This window comes from Yersinia sp. 2542 StPb PI (assembly GCF_048593855.1).
Taxonomy (GTDB): domain Bacteria; phylum Pseudomonadota; class Gammaproteobacteria; order Enterobacterales; family Enterobacteriaceae; genus Yersinia; species Yersinia enterocolitica_E.
On record NZ_JAZGQA010000060.1, the window covers coordinates 1 to 23,492 of the forward strand.

The window sequence follows — 23,492 nt, forward strand, 5'->3', positions numbered from 1 at the left end:
CGACTGCACCAACGTGTTCAGCCTAATGATGACTACTTTAATTTATGCAAGTTAACGAATAGGGAAACCACCCACAATAAAAGGCGATTATGAGCACATAACCCTAACCGGCCGGTATCCTTCCGTATCTGGGTCAGATTAGCAAACAGGAAACTAAAACTTTATGGAATAAAAATTAAATAATCGATTCCAAAATGGAATTAAGGCGTGATGATATTGGTAGAAGGAATAAATGCGAGAGGTTTTATAACAGCAGGGTTGGTGAAACCCTGCCCAAAAGACAATATTACAGACGGCCGCTGTAATAATAACCAACAAACTTAAGCAACTTGAACTGACGCCGGATACGACTTGGTTGCGCCAGCAGGCGATAAAGCCACTCCAGCCCCATGTTCTGCCATATCTTAGGTGCACGTTTGACATGACCGGTAAAGACGTCATAGGTGCCACCAACGCCCATATACAGTGCATCGGGATAGAACTTACGGCAGTCACGCATAAACATTTCCTGTTTAGGCGATCCCATGGCGACAGTCACTATCGCCGCGCCACTAGCCGCTATTCTCGCAAACAGGGCTTCGCGCTGCTCTGGTGTAAAATAGCCATCCTGGCTACCCACCAGATTCACATTCCATTGCGCGCGTAATTTAGCCTCAGTTTCTGCCAACACGTCAGGTTTACCGCCCACCAAAAAGACCGGCGTCCCTTGCTGCCCGGCACGCTGCATGAGTGCTTCCCACAAATCTGCACCCGCTACCCGTGACAGCTTCGCCTGTGGGTATTTACGACGAATCGCACGCACCATACTGATACCGTCGGCATACAGATATTCAGCCTCGGTGATCAACTCACGCAACGCCGCATCATCCTCAGCTTTGAGCAGTTTCTCTGCGTTCATTGCCACCAGCGTTCCGGTCTTCACCGGGCCACTGCTTAGCAAATGATCCAGCGTTTGAGCCATATCACGAAAGCCCCAAATCTCGAAACCACGGACATTATATTTTGGAATAACAGTATTCGGTTCCATTACGATCCTTACAGTTGGCGGCCCGTTTCAGGAGTGGATGAACGCTTCGGCTTGTTAACCCGACGCTGTAACTGTTGCGTTATCAAACCCGCGGTATCGAACAACCAATACAACAATTTTGCCAGTACCAGACAGGCACCAAAAATCACGCAGAAAAACACCACGCGTGACACAAACGAATCTAATCCTTCCCGTGCCAATACAATGATGTTAAATACCGCACCAAAACAGAAACTTTGCAGAATTGCCGCTTTATAACGGTTGTTTTCTGCTTTGCCTTGTTCGTAGAGCCAATCGAACCATTTAATGATTAATCCTACGACAATGGCACCCAGTGGAATAAACAGCACCCCGCCCATGACCACCAAAGAACCGATCAGGGTTGGAGAGATAGCCAGCCCGGAGTGATTATCCAGCACATCCCAAGTAAAGTAATTGGCGGTATTAAGTACCAAGTCTGGACGCTCCGGCCAAAGCGAACTGGGAATAAAGACATAAAAATCACGAATAATCGGCGCCAGCCCTTGGAAATCTATTTTGTCGTAGTTTTGTAGCAGCAGCCCTAGGTTTTCCCACGGCGAGAAGGTATCCCGTGTCAGGTAGAGGAAAGTGTAAAATGCCTCTGCGCCGTTCACATCCAAACCATAGCGTTTCAGGGCCAGCCAGAACATACCAACAATCCCAAAGACACCTGCCGCAGCCAACATCCACAACGTTATCCAACCGCGAACAATACCGATAAACAGGAATAATGAGAACGCGATAATGATATTAGCGCGGGTACCGCCGACGATAACATAGGTCAGGATGCCAAACGCCACCGTGCTTGCCAGGAAGAAAAACCAGGCGCGCATATCTTGTTTCAAGAAATAGACCACCAACATCGCCGGGATAAAGAAGTAGAAAAAGCGCTTCAGTGCCACACCCGAAACATCACTGGAGAAGATTTTGCTGTAGGAATCGAGCTTAAACAACAGGAAACCATTTTGCATAAAGAAGATGCCGACAGTGCCAATAGCCACCAGTGCCAACAGTATCCAGGTCAGATTAGTTTCCACCCGATTCATGGTGAATACCGGCGCCCGTGGCTGGCGGCGCGGCTTAGTCAGGCGTGTTTTGTAACTCACATAATAAATGCCATAAAAGGCCGTGGCCGACAGCATTGCATACAATAAGTACTCAACCGGCACCACCGCAACCCCGAACTGAAACACCAGCATACAAGTCAATGGGAAGCCAAAATAGAAAGTCAGCAGGTAAAGCATTGAAAACAGCACATTGAAGTTAAAACGAACCCGCCGAAACTCCTGATAGGTTAATGTCAGGATAAAAATAACTGCCATCAGATAGACACAGAAAAGACCACCAAATTGCCCCAGCGTCATGGGTGTTCTCCTGCGGCCAACGCCAGCGCCTGCTGCCAACCTTCGATATAATTTGGATTAAAGAAAGCGATAGATTGCTTATCCAGCCCGGCTAATTGGCGCTGTGCCTCACGGATCAACGGCTCATCCAATGAGTCACCATAGAAAAGTACCGGAATATGCTGCTCAGCCAAGTCTTGCCAGAAAGGGTTTTTGCGACTCAAGACAAAAGGCACACCAAATTGCGTTAATAAACATAAGGTGCCGATACCTTGCTGCCGATTAAAAATAAAATAGCCCAAATCGCATTCACGCAGGATATTCAGATAATCATCGAACGGGATCTGTTCTGTCAGGAGACGCAGATTTTCTGCGGCAAACAGCGCCAGCCCAGCCTGCCTGACCTGCTCGATATACAGCTCATTATTAGCCGGATACCCCATCGGCAGAATAACCCGGGCATCAGGGCCAAATTGCTGATGAATGGCCTGCAACGCCTCGATATGACGATTGGTGGTATCACCAGAGTTCCCCACCAGAATAGTCATCGGGCCAGCTAACGACTTTTCGATGTTGACCCCCGTCAATGCCGGATCCATACGGGTTGGGAAATAGAGCAACGATGCGGGCACCCGCGGATGACGCTGCTGAAAATGGATTAAATCGCCACGGGTCGCAAAAACATGACCAACCCGCCCTTGAGCAATACGCCGCAATAGGTAAAACAGGCGAAACTTCCAGCTTTTGGCATCTTCATATAAATCAGCACCCCAGATATGCCAGTAAACCTGGCGTGGCTTGATTTTGCCACTCAGTAGGGCCAGCCACAGGGTGGCATTAAACTGACCATGCCAGAAGAAGCGCGTGCTGCGATCAGCTTGTGCACGGGCGATAACCGCCTCAGCCAAAGCTTTCTTGCTGCTGTGCGTTTCGATATCCAACTGAGGGAATGACGAAAAAGGTGCTGTCTCTTTTGCCGCGACCATAAAATGCCGCACCTGTTCTATCGGCACACGCGTTGTCAGCACGTCATTAAAGAAGCGCAGCACAGTCAGATTATGGTGCGGGATATCAGATCCCAGTACATGAATCAGGGTTGTCATTTTTTTCTACTGTAAAGAGTGTCTACGGTGATGAATGTCTACGATACATAATGAATACGCAGCTACAGAGCGCAAAATAGACGATATAAGTTGCCATATAGGCCTGTGCTGCACCTAAAGAGCCATTCATTGGAATTAACCAATGGGCAAACCCGGTCAACAGTAAGAACTGGCTCACTTCCGTCAGAATGTAAAAGCGCAAAGAGGCTTTGGCAATAACCAGATAGCCAAACACATACGACCCGACTTTCAACACATCACCCACCAACTGCCAGGCAAACAGGTCACGCATGGCGGTAAACTGGTGCGAAAACAGCAGCCAGATAGCAAAATCACGTAACAGCCACACCATCAAACTGGCGGTCGCCACTGCCGGTAAGACAAATTTCAGTGAGCGCAGGATTTCACGAGAGATATCCGCTTTAGCTTTGAGCCTTGAGAGTGTGGGTAGCAAATAGACCGTAAATGACGCCGTAATAAATTGTAGATAAGCATCTGAAATACTGCTTACCCCCTGCCAGATCCCGACGGCATCCCAACCATACCTATCTGCCAGCAAGTTACGCATCATCACATAGGCGACTGGCAAGGTCACTGAGGTAATCAGTGCCATGATAGTAAACTTACCTAAATGGCTGGCTAATGCCTTATCCCAGCTAAGTTTAAGATAACTTAGGGGGATAGTCTTGCGGCGAATCAGCATGGCTGCCGCAGGTATCACCACCAGCGCGGGGACTAATGCCAACCCCACTAATGCGCCGGGATAACCGCCGATACGAAAGCAAAGATAATACGCCACGACACCAATCAGACTGCCGCCTATCACCGCCAGCGCATTACCCATGGCGTCGCGATAGCCTTTGAGGATCGCCAAAAACAGGTTGGCGTAGGCAATACCCATCTGGATAAGCGCCACTGCGCGCACCACATTCTGGTAATCCCCATGGCCGAATAACGCAAAACTAACAGGTTTAGCTGCCAGCAAAAAAATTAACGCCAGCAGAGTGGAGAACCCCAACACTATCGCTGAAGAGGTACCCAGTACCGCACGTAAACGTTCAGGTTGTTGATGATATTCAGCAACATACTTAGTAATACCGTTAAAGATACCCGCGCCGGAAAGCACGCCTAATACCGTAATTAGCTGGCGAAAATTACCTGCCTGCCCAACGCCGCTGGGACCAAAGGTCACCGCCAGCAGCTTAACCACTAACAACCCTACGCCGATTTTAATCAGCGTAGAGCCAGCAGTCCAAATCGATGCTTTTGCCAGAGACATATCAGGCGAAGAAACTCAGAACAGTATTAATGACCGTTTTCTGATTCACATCAGTCAGGTTAAAGAAGATAGGCAAGCGAACCAGACGCTCACTCTCCTTGGTGGTAAAGCGGTCTTCACCCGCCATACGGCCAAATGCCTCACCTGCCGGGCAACCATGCAACGGAATATAATGGAATACCGCCATAATCTCAGCTTCTTTTAAGTAGCTGATAAAATTAGAACGATCGTCAATATCGCGTAGTTTGATATAAAACATATGCGCATTTTGCACCACATCACCGGGGATCACTGGCAAATCAATGCGCCCAGCATCAGCCAACGGTTTGAAAGCATCATAATAGGCTTGCCACAGCGCCAAACGGCGTTGGTTAATTTGTTCTGCGGCTTCCAACTGGCCCCACAGATAAGCGGCCTGTAAGTCAGACATCAGATAGCTAGAGCCGATATCACGCCAGGTATATTTATCGACCTGCCCACGGAAGAACTGGCTACGGTTGGTACCTTTTTCGCGAATGATTTCAGCGCGATCTATCAGTAACGGGTCATTAATGAGCGTCGCGCCACCTTCACCGCCAGCCGTGTAATTCTTGGTTTCATGGAAACTAAAGCAGCCGATATGGCCAATAGTCCCTAACGCTTTGCCTTTGTAGGTGGACATCACACCCTGAGCGGCATCTTCTACCACAAACAGATCATGCTTTTTCGCCAACGCCATAATGGTATCCATCTCACAGGCAACACCTGCATAATGGACTGGCACGATAACCTTGGTTTTATCAGTAATCGCCGCTTCAATCTTGGTTTCATCGATATTCATGGTATCTGGGCGGATATCGACAAACACCATTTTTGCCCCACGCAGCACAAAGGCATTCGCGGTGGAAACAAAGGTGAAACTCGGCATGATCACTTCGTCGCCGGGTTTGATATCCAGTAACAACGCAGCCATTTCCAGTGAGGCGGTGCAAGAAGGCGTCAGTAAAACTTTCGGACAACCGAAACGCTGCTCCATCCACTGCTGACAGCGACGGGTAAACCCACCATCACCGCATAATTTACCGCTAGCCATCGCGGCCTGCATATAACCAAGTTCGGTGCCTACTACCGGTGGAGCGTTAAATGGAATCATCTCATCCCCTGCATAACCAATACGCGGTGCTCTCAATAGCAGCACCACTGCGAATATAAAGACGTAAAGCAGCAATATTGCTCATCTGTGTGGCTACCCGTAATCGCTGTAACCCATGACTCTGGCACCACTGCTTTGCCGCCGACATTAACGATGAACCAACACCTTTACCCTGTGCCTCGGGGAATACCGCCAACAAGCCAATACGCGCACTGCCATCTTGCAAGTCTCGTAGCGTCACAAACCCCGCTGGCTGGCCCAACGTATCAGTCACCAATAAACATTGATGGTCGAACGTACCCAATACGGCTTTTTCTGCCCACAATGCATAAAATCGGCCACTGTCCTGCGGGTCATACCACGGCGCACGGAAACGACTTAATGCAAAAGCATTGGTGGCGACGCTGCGCAATTGCGGGATATCCGCCGCCGTTGCAACTCGGTGTCTGGATACAGTGACATCGGCCTCAGATGAAGCATTTTCCGTGCCAATTACATTTTTTACATCAATGGCTAACGAGAGATCGACTTCTCCTTCAACCAGATGGAAATCGAGTTGACCAAGAGAATCAATGAGATCAAGGCGATGGGTAGGTACTTTAGCTTGGGTAAGCGTAAAAGCGTCCAACTCAGCCGGATTAAGCTGCGGGGCTGAGTCGGAGAAAATCAGTTTTGCACTGTGGCGCTGGAAAAATTCACTTTCCCAGTCCAAGGGCTCAATACTGGCGTGGACGGGCATGTAACAGATCCAATAGATATTTGCCGTAACCGGTTTTGGCTAGTGCAGTCGCCGCACGCCTGACACCGTCATCATCCAACCAGCCATTACGCCAGGAGATCTCTTCCAGACAGGCAATTTTGAAACCTTGCCGTTTTTCAACGGTTTGCACAAAGGTACTGGCCTCAATCAGGCTGTCATGCGTCCCTGTGTCCAGCCAGGCAAAACCACGGCCTAAGAGCTCAACGGTTAATTCATCACGTTCCAGATACATCTGGTTGATACTGGTAATTTCCAGTTCACCACGCGACGATGGCTTGACTTTTTTAGCAAAATCAACAACTTGATTATCATAAAAATAAAGCCCGGTCACCGCCCATTTGGATTTAGGCTGACTTGGTTTCTCTTCGATAGACAACGCGCGGAAATTGTCATCAAACTCCACCACACCAAAACGCTCGGGATCCATCACCTGATAACCGAAAACGGTTGCCCCTTTGGTCCTTTCCGCCACATGTTTCAGTTTCGGGCTAAAACCTTGACCAAAGAAGATATTATCGCCAAGAACCAAGCAGCAAGGTTCATTGCCGATAAATTCTTCCCCGATAATAAATGCCTGTGCCAATCCGTCGGGACTCGGTTGTGCGGCATAACTCAGATGAATACCAAACTCATCACCATTACCCAGCAAGCGCTGAAACGACGGCAAATCTTCTGGGGTGGAAATAATCAAGACGTCACGGATCCCTGCCAGCATCAGCACTGACAGCGGATAGTAAATCATCGGTTTATCATAGACGGGAAGCAGTTGCTTAGAAACGCCACGGGTGATGGGGTGCAAACGGGTACCAGAACCACCAGCCAGAATTATGCCTTTCATACGATCTCCTGAAACATACAATCTCCTGAAACCATCAGGCAGACGTTATACACAGGCAAAACATCATGCAAACTACTGGATGACGTCATCCCAGTGATTAATAGACTACGAACCTATCGTCAGTCGCTTAAGCCCAAACGCTCACCGGCGTAAGAACCATCCTGTACCCGCCGCCACCACGATTCATTATTCAAATACCACAATACGGTTTTGCGGATGCCACTTTCGAAGGTTTCCTGTGGCCGCCAGCCTAATTCCCGCTCAATTTTGCCGGCATCGATGGCATAGCGCATATCGTGGCCTGGACGGTCTTTGACATAAGTAATCAGGTCACGGTAATGCACAATTCCGGCCGGTTTGGTGGGGATAAGTTCATCCAGAAGTGTACAAATGGTCTCAACCACCTCAATATTTTTGCGCTCATTATGGCCGCCAATATTGTATGTTTCGCCCACCACACCTTCGGTAACCACCTGATACAAGGCCCGCGCGTGGTCTTCGACATACAACCAGTCGCGTACCTGTGCGCCATTGCCATACACCGGTAACGGTTTACCCGCCAGCGCATTCAGAATAACCAGCGGTATCAACTTCTCAGGGAAATGATAGGGACCATAGTTATTTGAGCAATTAGTTACCAGCGTCGGTAGGCCATAAGTCCGCAACCAAGCACGAACTAAATGGTCACTGGACGCCTTAGACGCTGAATAGGGGCTGCTTGGCGCATAAGGTGTGGTTTCGGTAAACAGATCATCCGTACCATGCAGATCCCCATACACCTCATCAGTTGAGATATGGTGGAAGCGAAATGTTAATTTCGCCTCAGCGTGCAGTTGCTGCCAATAATGGCGCGCCGCTTCTAACATAGTGTAAGTGCCCACCACATTAGTTTCGATAAAAGCCGCTGGGCCATCAATCGAGCGGTCCACATGACTTTCTGCCGCCAGATGCATCACCACATCCGGCTGATAGTGCGCAAAAACCCGATCCAATTCGGCGCGATCGCAGATATCTACCTGTTCAAACGCATAACGTTCGCTCTGGGCGACAACAGCCAATGACTCCAGATTTCCGGCGTAGGTGAGCTTATCTACCACCACTACGCTGTCTGAAGTATCATCGATAATATGTCTTACCACCGCAGAGCCGATAAAACCGGCCCCGCCTGTGACTAGAATGCGTCTCAACGCCATACTCCTTTGGTGTCAACAATCCACGATTGCTTCACATCTTCAGGTTTAATTGCTTTGAATTGGCGGTGATCGACCAACATCACCAGCACATCCGCTTGCTGCAACGCAGTCGCGGTGTCTTTCAGTGTCACGTGACCTGCCAGTGATTTTGGCAGTTGCTCAACATTAGGTTCAACTACCAATGTTTCGCCGATATGCCATTCGGCGATCAAATGGGCAATTTCGACTGCCGGGCTTTCACGCAGGTCATCAATATTGGGTTTAAATGCCAAGCCAAAGCAGGCAATTTTCACTTCAGAAGCACGTTTATTGGTGGCTGCCAAACAATCAGCAACAGCGGTTTTAACCCGATCCACGACCCACAATGGTTTGCCGTCATTCACCAAACGTGCTGTATGGATCAAACGAGCTAATTGTGGATTTTGTGAAACGATAAACCACGGATCAACTGCGATACAGTGGCCACCCACACCTGGGCCTGGCTGCAAAATATTTACGCGTGGATGACGGTTCGCCAAGCGAATCAGCTCCCACACATTGATGCCCTGCTCATCACAAATCAGTGACAATTCATTGGCAAAAGCAATGTTAACATCGCGGAAGCTGTTTTCTGTCAGCTTACACATCTCAGCAGTGCGGGAGTTAGTCACCACACATTCGCCTTCGAGGAAGATTTTATACAACTCACTGGCGCGGGCAGAACATTTCGGCGTCATACCACCGATAACACGGTCATTCTGAATCAGTTCAACCATGACCTGGCCGGGTAACACACGTTCAGGGCAGTAGGCGATGTTGATATCAGCATCTTCACCGGCTTGCTGTGGGAAGCTCAGATCCGGGCGCACTTCAGCCAGCCATTGGGCCATTTGTTCAGTCGCACCAACTGGAGAGGTGGATTCCAGAATGACCAGATCACCTTTTTTCAATACTGGGGCGATAGATTTAGCAGCTGATTCAACATAAACCATATCCGGTTCGTGATCGCCTTTAAACGGTGTCGGTACGGCAATAAGAAACGCATCAGCTGCCAGCGGTTTGGTCACCGCTTGCAGGTAACCGCCTTCAACAGCAATCTTCACCACTTTGTCTAAATCCGGCTCCACGATATGGATAGCACCGCGATTAATGGTTTCAACAGCATGGGCGTTGACATCAACCCCAATCACTTTCTTCTTGCGCGACGCGAAAGCAGCAGCAGTTGGCAGACCAATGTACCCAAGACCGATAACAGAAATAGTTTCAAAACTCATAACGTCACCTGATGATTCTTTAAAGCTTCAAGGATGCGTTGACAGGCATGCCCGTCACCGTAAGGATTATGCGCCCGTGTCATTTGATGATAGGCAGTTTCATCAGTGAGCAAGCGGGTCACTGCATCGACAATTTTATTAATATTAGTGCCAACCAACAGAACCGTACCGGAATCGACTGCTTCCGGGCGTTCGGTGGTATCACGCATCACCAACACCGGCTTACCTAATGAAGGCGCTTCTTCCTGAATACCGCCAGAATCGGTCAGGATCAGGTAAGCGTGGTTCATCAGATACACGAATGGCAAGTAATCTTGCGGGTCAATCAGAATGATATTATCAATACCCTTCAAGATGCGATTGACCGGCTCACTGACATTCGGGTTGAGATGCACCGGATAAACCACCTGCACCTCGGGGTGCTTAAGGGCAATTTCAGCTAACGCACTGCAAATCCGCTCAAAACCACCACCAAAGCTCTCACGACGGTGACCCGTGACCAAAATCATCTTCTTACTGATATCAAGGAACGGGTAGCGTTGCGCCAGGCTGGAGCGTAACTCCGGGTTATTCATCACCCGATCCCGCACCCAGAACAGCGCATCGATCACCGTATTGCCGGTGACAAAAATGCGGTTCTCCGGCACCATCTCACGGAGCAGGTTTTGGCGGGAATTCTCGGTCGGTGCGAAATGGTACATAGCAAGATGCCCCGTCAGTTGACGGTTGGCCTCTTCCGGCCACGGAGAATAGAGATTCCCTGTGCGCAATCCCGCCTCGACGTGGCCGACAGGAATACGGTGATAAAATGCCGCCAGGCTGGTTGATAGTGTCGTGGTCGTATCGCCATGAACTAAAATAACGTCTGGCTTAAATTCTGCCAGAACAGGCTTTAACCCTTCCAAAATACGGCAGGTTATTTCCGTCAATCCCTGTCCCGGTTTCATGATATTTAAATCATAGTCCGGTTGAATCTCAAATAAGCGTAACACTTGATCCAGCATCTCGCGATGCTGGGCCGTCACGCAGACTCTCGATTCAAAGGCTTCATCCTGAGCCAAGGCATGCACCAGAGGAGCCATCTTAATGGCTTCAGGCCGGGTGCCAAAAACAGTCAACACTTTCACAGTGAATCTCTTTAAGGTCAGTTAGCCGCAGACAACGCCTGCAAGTTGGGCGCACAATGCGCCCATTAACGATTTATACTCTTTTTACCTGGCACTGCTACATGGCCGCTTTACCCGACGGCAACGCCAATGAATTACGCTGGTATACTGGTACGACGAACCAACACCACGCCAGCCCCAACTAGTGCGCCAATCGCACCCCACATAATCAGCAGGAAAATACGGCGCGGACTATCACGGGTAACTGGATCTTCCGGTGTACGTAAGTAGCGATATGTCTGGAACGTCTTATCCAACGTTGGACCGACGTTCAATGTTGCCAGCATGGCACGGTTCTGATCGTAATCAATATCAAAACTTGGTCCGGTAGCCTGTAATGTTTCCAAACGGGCTTCAAGCATCGGTTTACCCAGCATAAACATCTTGGAATCTGGTAACTGCTCTGCCGGAGTATCCGTTTGGTTTCGGTTAATTCCTTGCTGACCTGCGACTTTCAATGCTTGCTTAACTGCCGTCACTTCACGATCAAACACCGCTTGAGCGACCGCTTCTTGCCGTTTAACTTGTGCTTTCATCGATTGAGTACGAGCCGCCCATGCCCCTTGAATCTCATCGTTCAAATGGCTGGCAGCACGCTGACTGGCAAAATCAATATAACCACGAAGTAATTTATTGGAATCACTGGCCGTTTCTGCCGTCAATTTAATGCTGTCATTCAGCATTTTTTTGTCATCGCGTGGGGTGAAAACAATATTGTTTATCAGCTCATCCAGTAATGCGGCATCAGCCTTGGCATCACCTTCCAGACGCTGTTTGTAGTAATCACTTTGCAGCCAGAAATCACGACGGGTATCGTAAGCCGCAAGTTGGGTAATAAACTCACCATAAGCTTCGTCAGAGATACCGGGTTGTTCACTGGCAACTCCGCTATTAATGCGAGTATCCAGATTACGTAAAAACTGCTGCTGAGAATAAAAACCACCCAAATTATTGACTGTTGGCCGGTCAGTAATGGCTGTCGCACTCCACTGTTGTTTCACCAGATAGGAAACACCCAGCGCGATCGCAGCAAAAAGAATTGCCATACCGATAATCCACACCTTACCGCGCCAAAGAGTACGGAACAGGCTGCGGATATCTAATTCGTTATCCACAGTAGGCTCATTATTGGTAGACCCTGTTTTATCAGTCGACATAGATTCTGGTTTCATCACTGCCTAAAAGCCTCAGGTTAAGATTCATGCTTATTTTGCGATGCACGACGCATCCGACGCTTCATCCGTTTGATAAAACGTGCCACACGCCATGCTCGTTTAATGCAGTAGCCATACAACAGAAATGCAAGCAAGAATAATGCCAACATCACCCATTCAGGGACAAATGTCAGCCTTTCGCCAATAACACCAATCGCCGCTAACAACGCTGCCGCCAGTGTAATTAAGACAAATGCCTGCCGTGAGGTAAAACCAGCACGCATAATCAAGTGATGGATATGTTGACGGTCTGGTGAGAAAGGACTCATTCCTTTACGTAAACGCCGGTACATGATGGCAATCATATCCATCAATGGAATTGCAATAATCCATAATGCAGTCACCGGGTTAATCGGATGGGAATTCCCTTGTGTGGTTTGCAGCAACATCCAAATAGCGGTGAAGCCAATTAGCGTACTGCCCGCATCACCCATAAAGACTTTATAGCGACGCCCTAATAACCCAAGGTTTAACAGAATATAAGGCAAGATAGCGGCTATCATGGCAAAGCACCATAATGCCAATGCCATCTGCCCGCTTTGATACAATAGAATACCCATGGCACCGAAAGAGACACAAGACAGCCCCCCCAGTAAACCATCAATACCATCCACCATATTGAAAGCATTTATCGCCGCCCACACCGCGAACAGTGTGACGACATAGCCAAATGGCCCTAATGACATCTCCCACGGACCAAAAGCATGTCCCAGGCTCCGCAAATAGAGCCCCGCGACTGCCATCATGGCGATACCCACCAATGCCTGAACAAAGGCACGGATTTTTACACTGATATCAAAGCGATCATCTAAAGCACCAATGAACACCAATAAACCGGCGCAACCGAGATAGAGTCGGAAATGAGGGATCTGCTGATTGGTTATCAGAAAGGTAAAACAAATACCCGCAAACACGGATATTCCGCCCACTAATGGAATCAACCCTTGGTGACGTTTGCGATAATTAGGTTTATCAACGAGTCCGATTTTCTTGGCAACTTTGCGAGCAACAAATAAAAATGCCAGAGAAAACAGGAATATAATAAATATTTCAGTACTCATAGTGAGTAAGTTCACGTTTAACCGCTCTCTGCAAAAATGATACGACAGCTTAGCATGCGGCTTGGCGCATACCATGCCTTCCCCACGCTTTCAGTTATTTCCGAATATGATGACAGCCTTGCTTGTTATTCCCAACTCTATTTTTTGCTATTTTCTCATTGGTAATGAGAATAACTACCAAAATAGCCATAAATTATGGAATGCCTATCACTTAATGGATAACAAGCCCAACTATCGTATATTCCAAAAGCAAAAAACGCCACGACTGTGCGTGGCGTTTTGACTGATTTTACTCGACTTACGAACGTCTCATATTATCGAAGAACTGATCGTTAGTTTTCGCTGTTGCCAGTTTACTGATGAGGAACTCCATCGCATCGATTTCACCCATTGGATGAAGAATACGGCGCAAGATCCACATTTTTTGCAGCTCTTCAGTGGTGGTCAGCAGCTCTTCTTTACGTGTACCAGAGCGGTTGAAATCGATGGCTGGGAACACACGTTTTTCGGCAATTTTGCGCGATAAATGCAGTTCCATGTTGCCGGTACCTTTAAATTCTTCATAGATAACTTCATCCATTTTAGAACCGGTATCAACCAATGCCGTGGCAATGATGGTCAGGCTACCGCCCTCTTCAACATTACGTGCAGCACCAAAGAAACGCTTAGGACGATGCAAGGCGTTAGCATCCACACCACCTGTCAGCACTTTACCTGAAGCAGGAACCACGGTGTTGTATGCTCGGGCCAGACGAGTAATGGAGTCCAGCAAGATGATAACGTCTTTTTTGTGCTCAACCAGACGTTTCGCTTTCTCGATAACCATTTCAGCTACCTGAACGTGACGGGATGCTGGCTCATCAAAAGTGGAAGCAATAACTTCACCCTTAACCAGACGTTGCATCTCAGTCACTTCTTCAGGACGTTCGTCAATCAGCAATACCATCAAGACGCAATCAGGGTGATTGTAAGCAATGCTGGTAGCGATGTTCTGCAACAGCATAGTTTTACCCGCTTTAGGCGGTGCCACAATCAGACCACGTTGACCGCGACCGATTGGCGAGGCCAAATCAAGTACACGGGCAGTTAAATCTTCCGTCGAACCATTACCACGTTCCATGCGCAGACGAGAGTTGGCATGTAATGGGGTTAAGTTTTCGAACAGGATTTTGTTACGGGCGTTTTCCGGTTTGTCGTAGTTAACTTCGTTAACTTTTAACAATGCAAAATAACGCTCACCCTCTTTCGGCGGACGAATCTTACCGGCAACGGTATCACCAGTGCGAAGGTTGAAACGGCGAATTTGGCTTGGGGATACATAGATGTCGTCGGGACCGGCGAGGTAGGAGCTGTCTGCAGAGCGGAGGAAACCAAATCCATCCTGCAATATCTCCAATACACCGTCACCGAAGATATCTTCTCCACTTTTCGCGTGCTGCTTAAGAATAGAGAAAATAATATCTTGTTTACGCATCCGGGCCAGGTTTTCCAGCCCCATATTTTCGCCAAGTGTTATCAGATCAGAAACCGGCGTGTTCTTTAATTCGGTAAGATTCATAATGGTGGGTTCTTAAACTCGGGGTATGTCTCGAACTATGGTCGTGAATGGTATGGCAGCGTCATCCGTGCCTGTTTAATGGGACATTCAATCACCGGCCTTGAGCAAACTACGCAAGTAATGACTTACGCGGGATTTGCGCGACACAACGGTCAAAAGATTGAAGGTACCTTAGACTGATTTGTAAAACCGTTAGACTGTCAAAAAACTGATTGAGTTCATAATCATTCTCAACACACATTATTTCGACATAGAGTAAAGCTTTAGATTCAAACTATTTAGGTGCTACAGACTATTTATTAGATGCTAAAGAGTAAATTAGATACTAAAGAATAAGCTAGATGCTATAAACCCGGACTCGATACACAGGAATGTTCTATATGCAGTAGAGTAAACTTAACACGCTTCTTTGCAGGCGTCTAGCGGTCAGTGTGAGAAATCACAACTGCCGCTAAACATACCCTACAGCCTTGCAGCCACAGCCGTGTTAGCCGCTATTACAACTCAGCCCATCCATGAACCTCACCTCGTTGAGCCCGCTGCAAACAGTGCTCAAATCTGCTTCTGGCAGATTTGTCGCCCGAATCACTAACCTTAGTCAGCTCATCGAAGCTCACTTGCTGCAACGCCAACGACTTTGGGTATTGACGGCTAATACCGCTTACAGATTTGCATCCAAGAAGGCTTTAAGCTGGCCTTTAGACAAGGCACCCACTTTGGTGGCCACTACTTCACCGTCACGGAATAACAACAATGTAGGGATACCACGGATACCGTATTTCGGTGCCGTGCCCTGATTGTCATCAATATTCAATTTAGTGATGGTCAGTCTGCCTTCGTACTCTTCAGCAATTTCATCCAAAATCGGAGCAATCATCTTGCACGGACCACACCATTCAGCCCAGAAATCGACCAGAACCAGGCCGCTGGCTTTCAGCACGTCAGTGTCGAAGCTGTCGTCACTCAGGTGAATAATTTTATCGCTCATGTTCTACTCCAAAGGATTGTGTCTACCTCGTTGGTGTAGCATTAACCAACAATAGGATGACTTTATTTCACCGGATACGCTTTCGTAAAGCAATAGTTAGCTGATATTCTACCACACTATGAGCAAAACACACTTGACCGAACTGAAGTTTTCCGACTTCGCCCTGCACCCGCTAGTTATAGAAGCTCTTGAAAACAAAGGGTTTCATAACTGTACGCCGATCCAGGCGTTAGCATTGCCACTCACCCTCTCTGGGCGTGATGTAGCGGGTCAGGCGCAAACAGGTACCGGCAAGACGCTGGCATTCTTAGCGTCTACTTTCCATTATTTGCTTTCTCACCCGGCTGAAGAGGGTCGCCAGACTAATCAACCACGCGCATTGATTATGGCACCAACGCGTGAATTAGCAGTACAAATTCACTCCGATGCGGAATCACTTTCCCAGATGACTGGCCTGAAATTAGGCTTGGCTTATGGTGGTGACGGCTACGATAAACAGCTTAAAGTGCTGGAAAGTGGCGTTGACATTCTGATCGGTACTACTGGCCGTTTAATCGACTACGCGAAACAAAATTATATTAACCTCGGTGCGATTCAGGTTGTGGTCCTGGATGAAGCTGATCGGATGTACGATCTAGGCTTTATTAAAGATATCCGCTGGCTGTTCCGCCGTATGCCTTCCGTTGATAAACGTTTAAACATGTTGTTCTCTGCCACACTCTCGTACCGGGTACGTGAATTGGCATTCGAACAAATGAATAACGCTGAATATGTTGAAGTGGAACCGTTACAAAAAACCGGCCACCGCATTCAGGAAGAGCTGTTCTACCCTTCAAATGAAGAAAAAATGCGTCTGCTTCAGACGTTGATTGAAGAAGAGTGGCCAGACCGCTGTATTATTTTTGCCAATACCAAACATCGTTGTGAAGAGATCTGGGGTCACCTGGCTGCAGATGGTCATCGTGTTGGTTTACTGACCGGTGATGTGGCACAGAAAAAACGCCTGCGTATTCTGGAAGATTTCACCAAAGGTGATTTGGATATTCTGGTTGCTACCGATGTTGCCGCCCGTGGCTTGCACATTCCACTGGTCACCCATGTGTTCAACTATGACCTGCCTGACGACTGTGAAGACTATGTTCACCGCATTGGCCGTACCGGTCGTGCTGGCGAAAGTGGTCATTCTATCAGCCTGGCATGTGAAGAGTACGCGTTAAACTTACCGGCTATCGAGACCTACACCGGTCATAGCATTCCGGTAAGCAAATATAATAGCGATGCGCTATTAACTGATTTGCCGGCGCCAAAACGTCTGGCCCGTACCCGTACCGGGAATGGCCCACGCCGTAACTCTGCCCCACGTCGCAGTGGTGCACCACGGAATAACCGTAAGCGACCGAGCTGATAAATGATGCTAAGTTCCACCTCACTTTATGCTGCCATCGATCTTGGCTCCAACAGTTTCCATATGTTGGTAGTACGTGAGGTGGCAGGCAGTATCCAGACGTTGGCCCGAATCAAGCGGAAAGTCCGTCTGGCTGCGGGTCTGGATAGTCAAAACCATTTATCACAAGAAGCGATGGAACGCGGCTGGCAATGTCTGAAGCTCTTTTCAGAACGTTTGCAGGACATTCCTTTGGACCAGATCCGGGTGGTTGCAACTGCAACCCTGCGTCTTGCCTCAAATGCTGAAGAGTTCCTGCAAACTGCAATCGACATTCTTGGTTGTCCGATTCAGGTCATCAGTGGCGAAGAAGAAGCTCGTCTGATTTATCACGGTGTGGCACATACCACCGGTGGGCCGGAGCAGCGTCTGGTAGTGGATATCGGCGGTGGTAGCACCGAACTGGTCACCGGCAATGGTGCTCAAGCGAACATTCTCGTCAGTTTATCAATGGGTTGCGTCACCTGGCTGGAACGTTATTTTAGCGATCGCAATCTGGCAAAAGACAATTTTGAGCGTGCGGAACTGGCTGCACGTGAGATGATCAAACCGGTCGCGAAACGTTTTCGTGACCATGGCTGGCAAATTTGTGTTGGAGCATCGGGTACGGTTCAGGCCCTACAAGAAATTATGGTTGCTCAGGGCATGGATGAACTGATCACGCTGGCCAAATTACAACAGCTCAAGCAGAGAGCCATTCAGTGCGGCAAGTTGGAAGAACTGGAGATTCCCGGTTTAACACTAGAACGAGCGCTGGTTTTCCCCAGTGGTTTGTCTATCTTGATTGCGATATTTCAGGAACTGGCAATTGACAGTATGACACTGGCTGGCGGCGCGCTGCGCGAAGGGCTAGTCTACGGCATGCTTCATTTACCGGTCGAGCAAGATATTCGTAGCCGGACAGTGCGCAATTTGCAGCGCCGTTATTTACTCGATATCGAACAAGCCAAACGCGTGAGCAAGTTAGCCGATAATTTTTTTTTACAGGTAGAAAAAGAGTGGCAACTCGATAATCGATGTCGGGAGTTATTGCAAAATGCCTGTTTGATTCATGAAATTGGTCTAAGTGTCGATTTTAAACGTGCTCCCCAACATGCTGCTTATCTGATCCGCAATCTAGACCTACCCGGCTTTACCCCCGCGCAAAAGCTATTACTGTCCGCATTGTTGCAAAATCAGAGTGATACTCTCGATTTGTCCCTGTTGAATCAGCAGAATGCATTGCCGGTGAATATGGCACAACATCTGTGTCGAATCCTGCGTCTGTCGATTATTTTCTCCAGCCGTCGGCGGGATGATACCTTACCAGCTGTCAGGCTACGGGCCACGGGCGAGGCTCTTTATGTGCTGCTACCTCATGGCTGGTTACAACAGCACCCTTATCGAGCAGAAGCGCTGGAACAGGAAAGCCATTGGCAAAGCTATGTCCAATGGCCACTGTCATTAGAAGAACTTAATTAAATTCTTTGCTGTTGGGCGGCCTGGGTCGCCCTATCCCCTCATCCTTCACACTGAAATCTCTACAAAACCATTAGATTGTGATCATCCTCAGCTTAAAAAAGAAACATTGTGTGTATTTTTATAAAACAACGTTTCTTTTTTTTGAAAGAGGTAACAATGCGAGCACAGCTTCAACGTCCACATAGCTTGGCTATGTTGGTAATGATGTCCAGTCTGATAGCCAGCACCCCAACAGCAATTGCAGCTAAAGCAAGTGCCCACCATGCCCCGCAACAGCTTCAGGTTCCTACTCTCGCTTATGATGAGAGCACTATTGTATTAGTGTGGAAAGCACCAGAAGACACCGGTAAAATTGTCGATTATCAAATTTATTCTGCTGGAAAGCTGCTGGGCAAAGCCAGTGATAACAATAATAAATTCTCTCCCGCCAAGCCCTATATTGATCACTTTTATGCCAATGATAAAGATAATTTCCAGCATAAGATTGTGCTACAAAACTTCACCGTTGATGGCCTGAAACCCGATACCCGCTATCAGTTCACGGTAAAAGCCCAATATGCTGATGGCTCGTTATCCGCTGCCAGTAATCTTGTTACGGCAAAAACCAGCGCCAAACCACAAATCGTCAACGTGCGCGACTTCGGCGCAGTTGATGATGGCAAGACATTGAATACCAAGGCGATCCAACAGGCAATCGATAGTTGTAAGCCGGGCTGCCGGGTTGAAATCCCTGCGGGTACTTTCAAAAGTGGCGCACTGTGGCTAAAAAGTGATATGACCCTCAACCTGCAAGCAGGTGCAACACTATTAGGCTCAGAGAACCCTGATGATTATCCAGCGGGCTACCGTTTATATCCCTATTCCACCATTGAGCGCCCAGCCTCACTGATCAATGCCATTGACCCGAATAAAAGCACACCAGGGACTTTCCGCAACATCCGTATTACCGGTCCGGGGGTGATTGATGGTAATGGCTGGCAACGGGCAAAAACGGCTGAAGTGACCGATGAGCTAGGTCATCCATTGCCACAATATGTGGCGAGCAAAAACAGCAAAGTGCATGAAGATGGGATTCTGGCTAAAAATCAGGTTGAGAAGGCTGTTTCTGATGGTATGGATTTGAAAAATGCCTATGGTCAACGTCGCTCCAGCCTGATGACATTGCGCGGTGTAGAGAACGTCTATCTGGCAGGTTTTACCGTACGTAACCCCGCATTCCACGGCATCATGAATCTGGAAAACCACAACGTGGTCGCCAACGGTTTAATTCATCAAACCTATGATGCAAACAACGGTGATGGTATCGAGTTTGGTAATAGCCAAAATGTAATGGTGTTTAATAACTTCTTTGATACTGGCGACGACTGCATCAATTTTGCTGCCGGTACTGGAGAAAAAGCACAGCAGCAAGAGCCGATGAAAGGTGCATGGCTGTTTAATAACTATTTCCGTATGGGCCACGGTGCCATTGTAACCGGTAGCCATACCGGTGCCTGGATTGAGGATATTCTGGCGGAAAACAACGTGATGTATCTGACCGATATTGGCCTGCGTGCCAAGAGCACCAGCACCATTGGTGGCGGCGCCCGTAACGTGACATTCCGTAATAATGCCATGCGCGATTTGGCCAAACAGGCGGTAGTGATGACGCTGGACTATGCCGACAGTAATGCCAATATCGACTATCCACCAGCTAAAATACCGGCTCAATTCTATGATTTCACAGTAAACAATGTGACATTAGATAATATAACCGGCAAAAACGCTGTGATTGAAATCAAAGGCGATACGGCAAACCAAGCCTGGCACCGTTTGGTACATGTCAACAATGTGCAATTGAAACAGGTAAACCCAACCGCTATCAGTGATTTACGTGACAGTGAATTTAATAACGTGGTCTTTACTGAGTTACGGGGTGATACCCCTTGGCACTTCAGCGACGTGAAAAACGTGACTGTCGATGGCAAACCCGTAACGCCTTAGCGGGGCAAAAACGGGCAGACCCAGACACTGCCCGTTACTGTTTTCGCCTTCGCGGCTATTTTTAGCTTTGACTACTGTTTCTTCGCATTTGCTAATTGCGCACGAATATTGGCCAGATGACTCTGGCCTTTTTGCATCCGCTCTTCCGGGCTAACGGCTTTGCGCTCATCTTCCCATTTCAAGTCGTCTTGCGGTAACTCCATCAGAAAGCGACTGGGTTCCGGCCGAATCAGCTCACCATACTGCCGCCGCTCTTTGCACAAGGTAAAGAACAACTCACGCTGGGCGCGGGTGATACCCACGTAGGCCAAGCGCCGCTCTTCATCTACATTATCTTCATCGATACTGCTTTGATGCGGCAGCAAGCCCTCCTCCATGCCAACCAAAAACACATAAGGGAACTCCAGCCCTTTGGAGGCATGCAAGGTCATTAATTGCACTTGATCCACTTCTTCATCACTTTCCCCCCGCTCCATCATGTCGCGTAGGGTAAAACGTGTAACGACCTGAGTGAGCGTCATCGGCTCATTCAGCTCAGAGCCTTCCAGCATTTCAGTCATCCAACTGAATAAGAGATTAACGTTCTTCATCCGCATTTCTGCCGCTTTGGGGCTGGGAGAGGTTTCGAACAACCAACTTTCATAATCGATGCCGTGAATCAGATCGCGCACTGCCGCCACTGGCTCACGTTCTACCAGCCGAATAATACTATCCATCCAGTGCGTGAAACGCTGCAATGACTCCAAACCACGGCCTTTCAGATGCTCGCCTAATCCCAAATCAAAACTGGCTCGAAACAGGCTTTTATTACGTAAATTGGCCCATTCTCCCAGTTTTTGCACGGTCGTTGAACCAATCTCACGCTTGGGTGTATTCACGATACGTAAAAATGCACTGTCATCGTCCTGATTGGTCAATACCCGCAAATACGCCAATAGGTCTTTGATCTCTGGCCGCGAGAAAAATGAATCGCCTCCCGAAATACGATAAGGGATACGGTTTTGCATCAGTAGCTTTTCGAACAACCGCGACTGATGGTTACCGCGATACAAAATGGCGTAATCACTGTATTGAGTCTTTTTGACAAAGTGATGGGCGATAAGCTCACCGATCACTCTTTCCGCCTCATGATCTTCATTATTAGCAGTGATCACTTTCAGCTCATCGCCATAACCCAATTCAGAAAAGAGTCTCTTTTCAAAAACATGGGGGTTATTGGCAATCAGAATATTTGCCGCCTTTAGAATACGGCCCGAGGAGCGGTAATTTTGCTCCAGCTTGATCACCTGCAATTGCGGGAAGTCTTCATTCAATAAGACTAAGTTCTGTGGTCGCGCTCCGCGCCATGAATAGATAGATTGGTCATCATCACCGACTACGGTAAAACGCGCCCGGTTGCCCACCAGTAATTTAACCATTTGATATTGGCTGGTATTGGTATCTTGGTATTCATCGACCAGTAGGTATCGCAGACGATTTTGCCAGCGTTCGCGCACGTCCAGATTGTTTTGCAGCAGCAGTGTCGGCAGGGTGATAAGGTCGTCGAAATCCAACACATTGCAGGCTTTCAAATGGGCGTCATATAAGCCGTAGCAATGCACAAACAGCTTATCACGCTCGGATCGCGCCAGTGCCGCAGCCGCCGCTGGCGAGAGCAGATCATTCTTCCAGTTGGAGATCTGGGATATCAATTGTTGCAGTAACGTTTTATCGTCTTCCAACCACTTGTGGGTCAGATCTTTCAATAGCCCCAATTGGTCCTGTGCATCAAACAGCGAGAAGTTGGATTTCATCCCCAACGCCACATACTCTTTTTTGATAATCTCTAATCCCAGAGTATGGAAGGTTGCTATCATCAAGCCACGTGCTTCTTTACGCCCCAATGTTTGCGCCACACGTTCTTTCATTTCACGCGCCGCTTTATTGGTAAAAGTCACCGCCGCAATATGTTTCGGTTGATAGCCACACTGGCGGATCAAATGGGCAATCTTGTTAGTGATAACTCTGGTTTTGCCCGATCCCGCACCGGCCAACACCAGGCAGGGGCCAGTAACGAATTCGACGGCTTGTTGTTGGCTGGGATTTAATCGCATGGCACTCAGAAGCTCAGTGGGTTAACGGGGGAACAGGATTGTAGCAGAAAGCGGTCGGCGAAAAAAAACCACCTGCTGTTTTTGATTTGTAAAACGCTCGCCGCAGTGGCCCCATCACGACCAAAATACGCTACACTGGCGCGCTTCAAGACCTATTGAAGATAACCTTCGTTCAAATAACTATGTAGTCTAAATAACTTAGTGGTGATTGTTACTATGGCAAACAAAGCTTCTGCACTGCACATTTTGGTTGATGATGAAAAGCAGGCAAACGATATTCTGGCGCAATTGAATAACGGCGCAAATTTCCAAGAGTTAGCGAAAAAATTCTCTAACTGCCCGTCAAAACGTAATGGCGGCGATTTGGGCGAGTTCAATAAAGGGGATATGGTCCCAGCTTTCGATAAAGCGGTATTTAGCTGCGAACTGCTGCAACCTTATGGACCGGTTAAGACCCAGTTTGGATATCACATCATTAAAGTGTTATATCGTAACTAAGTTAGTGATGCGCCACCTTTCTGGCGGCGCAATAACTCAGTTTTAGTCCAGTGGCTCTCATCTGATGTAATCCTCAT

At 48.2% G+C, this 23,492-nt stretch carries 19 protein-coding genes; 4 read left to right on the plus strand and 15 right to left on the minus strand.

Annotated features, from left to right (window positions below; translation table 11 throughout):
• Nucleotides 1–286: 286 nt before the first annotated feature.
• From wecG to trxA, 14 genes are all read right to left on the minus strand, one after another.
• Nucleotides 287–1,027: a lipopolysaccharide N-acetylmannosaminouronosyltransferase gene (gene wecG, locus V1952_RS09720; RefSeq protein ID WP_083161888.1), complete on the minus strand. Its 741-nt coding sequence runs from the start codon at nt 1,025–1,027 to the stop codon at nt 287–289.
• A gap of 8 nt (nt 1,028–1,035) precedes the next feature.
• The gene (gene wzyE / locus V1952_RS09725; protein WP_372560076.1) at nt 1,036–2,412 is read right to left on the minus strand and encodes an ECA oligosaccharide polymerase; all 1,377 of its coding nucleotides are present in this window, start codon (nt 2,410–2,412) and stop codon (nt 1,036–1,038) included.
• A complete protein-coding gene (locus tag V1952_RS09730) occupies nt 2,409–3,494 on the minus strand; it encodes a TDP-N-acetylfucosamine:lipid II N-acetylfucosaminyltransferase (protein WP_372560077.1) in 1,086 nt (361 codons plus the stop codon). The genes wzyE and V1952_RS09730 overlap by 4 nt, the downstream gene beginning before the upstream one ends.
• 22 nt (nt 3,495–3,516) lie before the next feature.
• Nucleotides 3,517–4,773: a lipid III flippase WzxE gene (gene wzxE, locus V1952_RS09735; protein ID WP_420074674.1), complete on the minus strand. Its 1,257-nt coding sequence runs from the start codon at nt 4,771–4,773 to the stop codon at nt 3,517–3,519.
• 1 nt (nt 4,774) lies between these two features.
• Nucleotides 4,775–5,905 carry a dTDP-4-amino-4,6-dideoxygalactose transaminase gene (rffA, locus tag V1952_RS09740; protein WP_372560079.1) on the minus strand — a complete coding sequence of 377 codons (1,131 nt, stop codon included), beginning with the start codon at nt 5,903–5,905 and terminating at the stop codon, nt 4,775–4,777.
• A gap of 1 nt (nt 5,906) precedes the next feature.
• Nucleotides 5,907–6,644, minus strand: a complete 738-nt coding sequence (gene rffC / locus V1952_RS09745) for a dTDP-4-amino-4,6-dideoxy-D-galactose acyltransferase (protein ID WP_420074675.1) — start codon at nt 6,642–6,644, stop codon at nt 5,907–5,909.
• The gene (rfbA, locus tag V1952_RS09750) at nt 6,622–7,503 is read right to left on the minus strand and encodes a glucose-1-phosphate thymidylyltransferase RfbA (RefSeq protein ID WP_420073276.1); all 882 of its coding nucleotides are present in this window, start codon (nt 7,501–7,503) and stop codon (nt 6,622–6,624) included. The genes rffC and rfbA overlap by 23 nt, the downstream gene beginning before the upstream one ends.
• Nucleotides 7,504–7,622: 119 nt before the next feature.
• Complete coding sequence (rffG, locus tag V1952_RS09755) at nt 7,623–8,696, minus strand: dTDP-glucose 4,6-dehydratase (protein ID WP_420074676.1); 1,074 nt, start codon at nt 8,694–8,696, stop codon at nt 7,623–7,625.
• Complete coding sequence (gene wecC / locus V1952_RS09760) at nt 8,687–9,949, minus strand: UDP-N-acetyl-D-mannosamine dehydrogenase (protein ID WP_372560083.1); 1,263 nt, start codon at nt 9,947–9,949, stop codon at nt 8,687–8,689. Before wecC ends, rffG begins: the two co-directional genes overlap by 10 nt.
• Nucleotides 9,946–11,076 (minus strand): non-hydrolyzing UDP-N-acetylglucosamine 2-epimerase, encoded by a 1,131-nt coding sequence (gene wecB / locus V1952_RS09765; protein ID WP_372560084.1) that lies wholly within the window; start codon nt 11,074–11,076, stop codon nt 9,946–9,948. Before wecB ends, wecC begins: the two co-directional genes overlap by 4 nt.
• Before the next feature lie 134 nt (nt 11,077–11,210).
• Nucleotides 11,211–12,287: an ECA polysaccharide chain length modulation protein gene (gene wzzE / locus V1952_RS09770; RefSeq protein WP_372560085.1), complete on the minus strand. Its 1,077-nt coding sequence runs from the start codon at nt 12,285–12,287 to the stop codon at nt 11,211–11,213.
• 20 nt (nt 12,288–12,307) lie between these two features.
• Nucleotides 12,308–13,405 carry a UDP-N-acetylglucosamine--undecaprenyl-phosphate N-acetylglucosaminephosphotransferase gene (gene wecA / locus V1952_RS09775; RefSeq protein ID WP_420074677.1) on the minus strand — a complete coding sequence of 366 codons (1,098 nt, stop codon included), beginning with the start codon at nt 13,403–13,405 and terminating at the stop codon, nt 12,308–12,310.
• A gap of 283 nt (nt 13,406–13,688) precedes the next feature.
• Nucleotides 13,689–14,948: a transcription termination factor Rho gene (rho, locus tag V1952_RS09780; RefSeq protein WP_004704159.1), complete on the minus strand. Its 1,260-nt coding sequence runs from the start codon at nt 14,946–14,948 to the stop codon at nt 13,689–13,691.
• A 661-nt stretch (nt 14,949–15,609) separates the two neighbouring features.
• Complete coding sequence (gene trxA / locus V1952_RS09785) at nt 15,610–15,936, minus strand: thioredoxin TrxA (RefSeq protein ID WP_004714235.1); 327 nt, start codon at nt 15,934–15,936, stop codon at nt 15,610–15,612.
• Between the two features lie 118 nt (nt 15,937–16,054).
• Here trxA and rhlB point away from each other — a divergent pair, with 118 nt between their 5' ends.
• From rhlB to V1952_RS09800, 3 genes are all read left to right on the plus strand, one after another.
• Entirely contained in the window at nt 16,055–17,341 is a 1,287-nt protein-coding gene (gene rhlB, locus V1952_RS09790) for an ATP-dependent RNA helicase RhlB (RefSeq protein WP_005190253.1), read from the plus strand.
• Between the two features lie 6 nt (nt 17,342–17,347).
• Nucleotides 17,348–18,841 (plus strand): exopolyphosphatase, encoded by a 1,494-nt coding sequence (gene ppx / locus V1952_RS09795; RefSeq protein WP_372560668.1) that lies wholly within the window; start codon nt 17,348–17,350, stop codon nt 18,839–18,841.
• A 156-nt stretch (nt 18,842–18,997) separates the two neighbouring features.
• Nucleotides 18,998–20,824 carry a glycosyl hydrolase family 28 protein gene (locus tag V1952_RS09800; RefSeq protein WP_420074678.1) on the plus strand — a complete coding sequence of 609 codons (1,827 nt, stop codon included), beginning with the start codon at nt 18,998–19,000 and terminating at the stop codon, nt 20,822–20,824.
• A 71-nt stretch (nt 20,825–20,895) separates the two neighbouring features.
• Here V1952_RS09800 and rep read toward each other — a convergent pair whose 3' ends face one another.
• A complete protein-coding gene (gene rep / locus V1952_RS09805; protein ID WP_372560088.1) occupies nt 20,896–22,917 on the minus strand; it encodes a DNA helicase Rep in 2,022 nt (673 codons plus the stop codon).
• 216 nt (nt 22,918–23,133) lie between these two features.
• Here rep and ppiC point away from each other — a divergent pair, with 216 nt between their 5' ends.
• Nucleotides 23,134–23,415 (plus strand): peptidylprolyl isomerase PpiC, encoded by a 282-nt coding sequence (ppiC, locus tag V1952_RS09810; protein WP_004704164.1) that lies wholly within the window; start codon nt 23,134–23,136, stop codon nt 23,413–23,415.
• Nucleotides 23,416–23,492 lie beyond the last annotated feature (77 nt).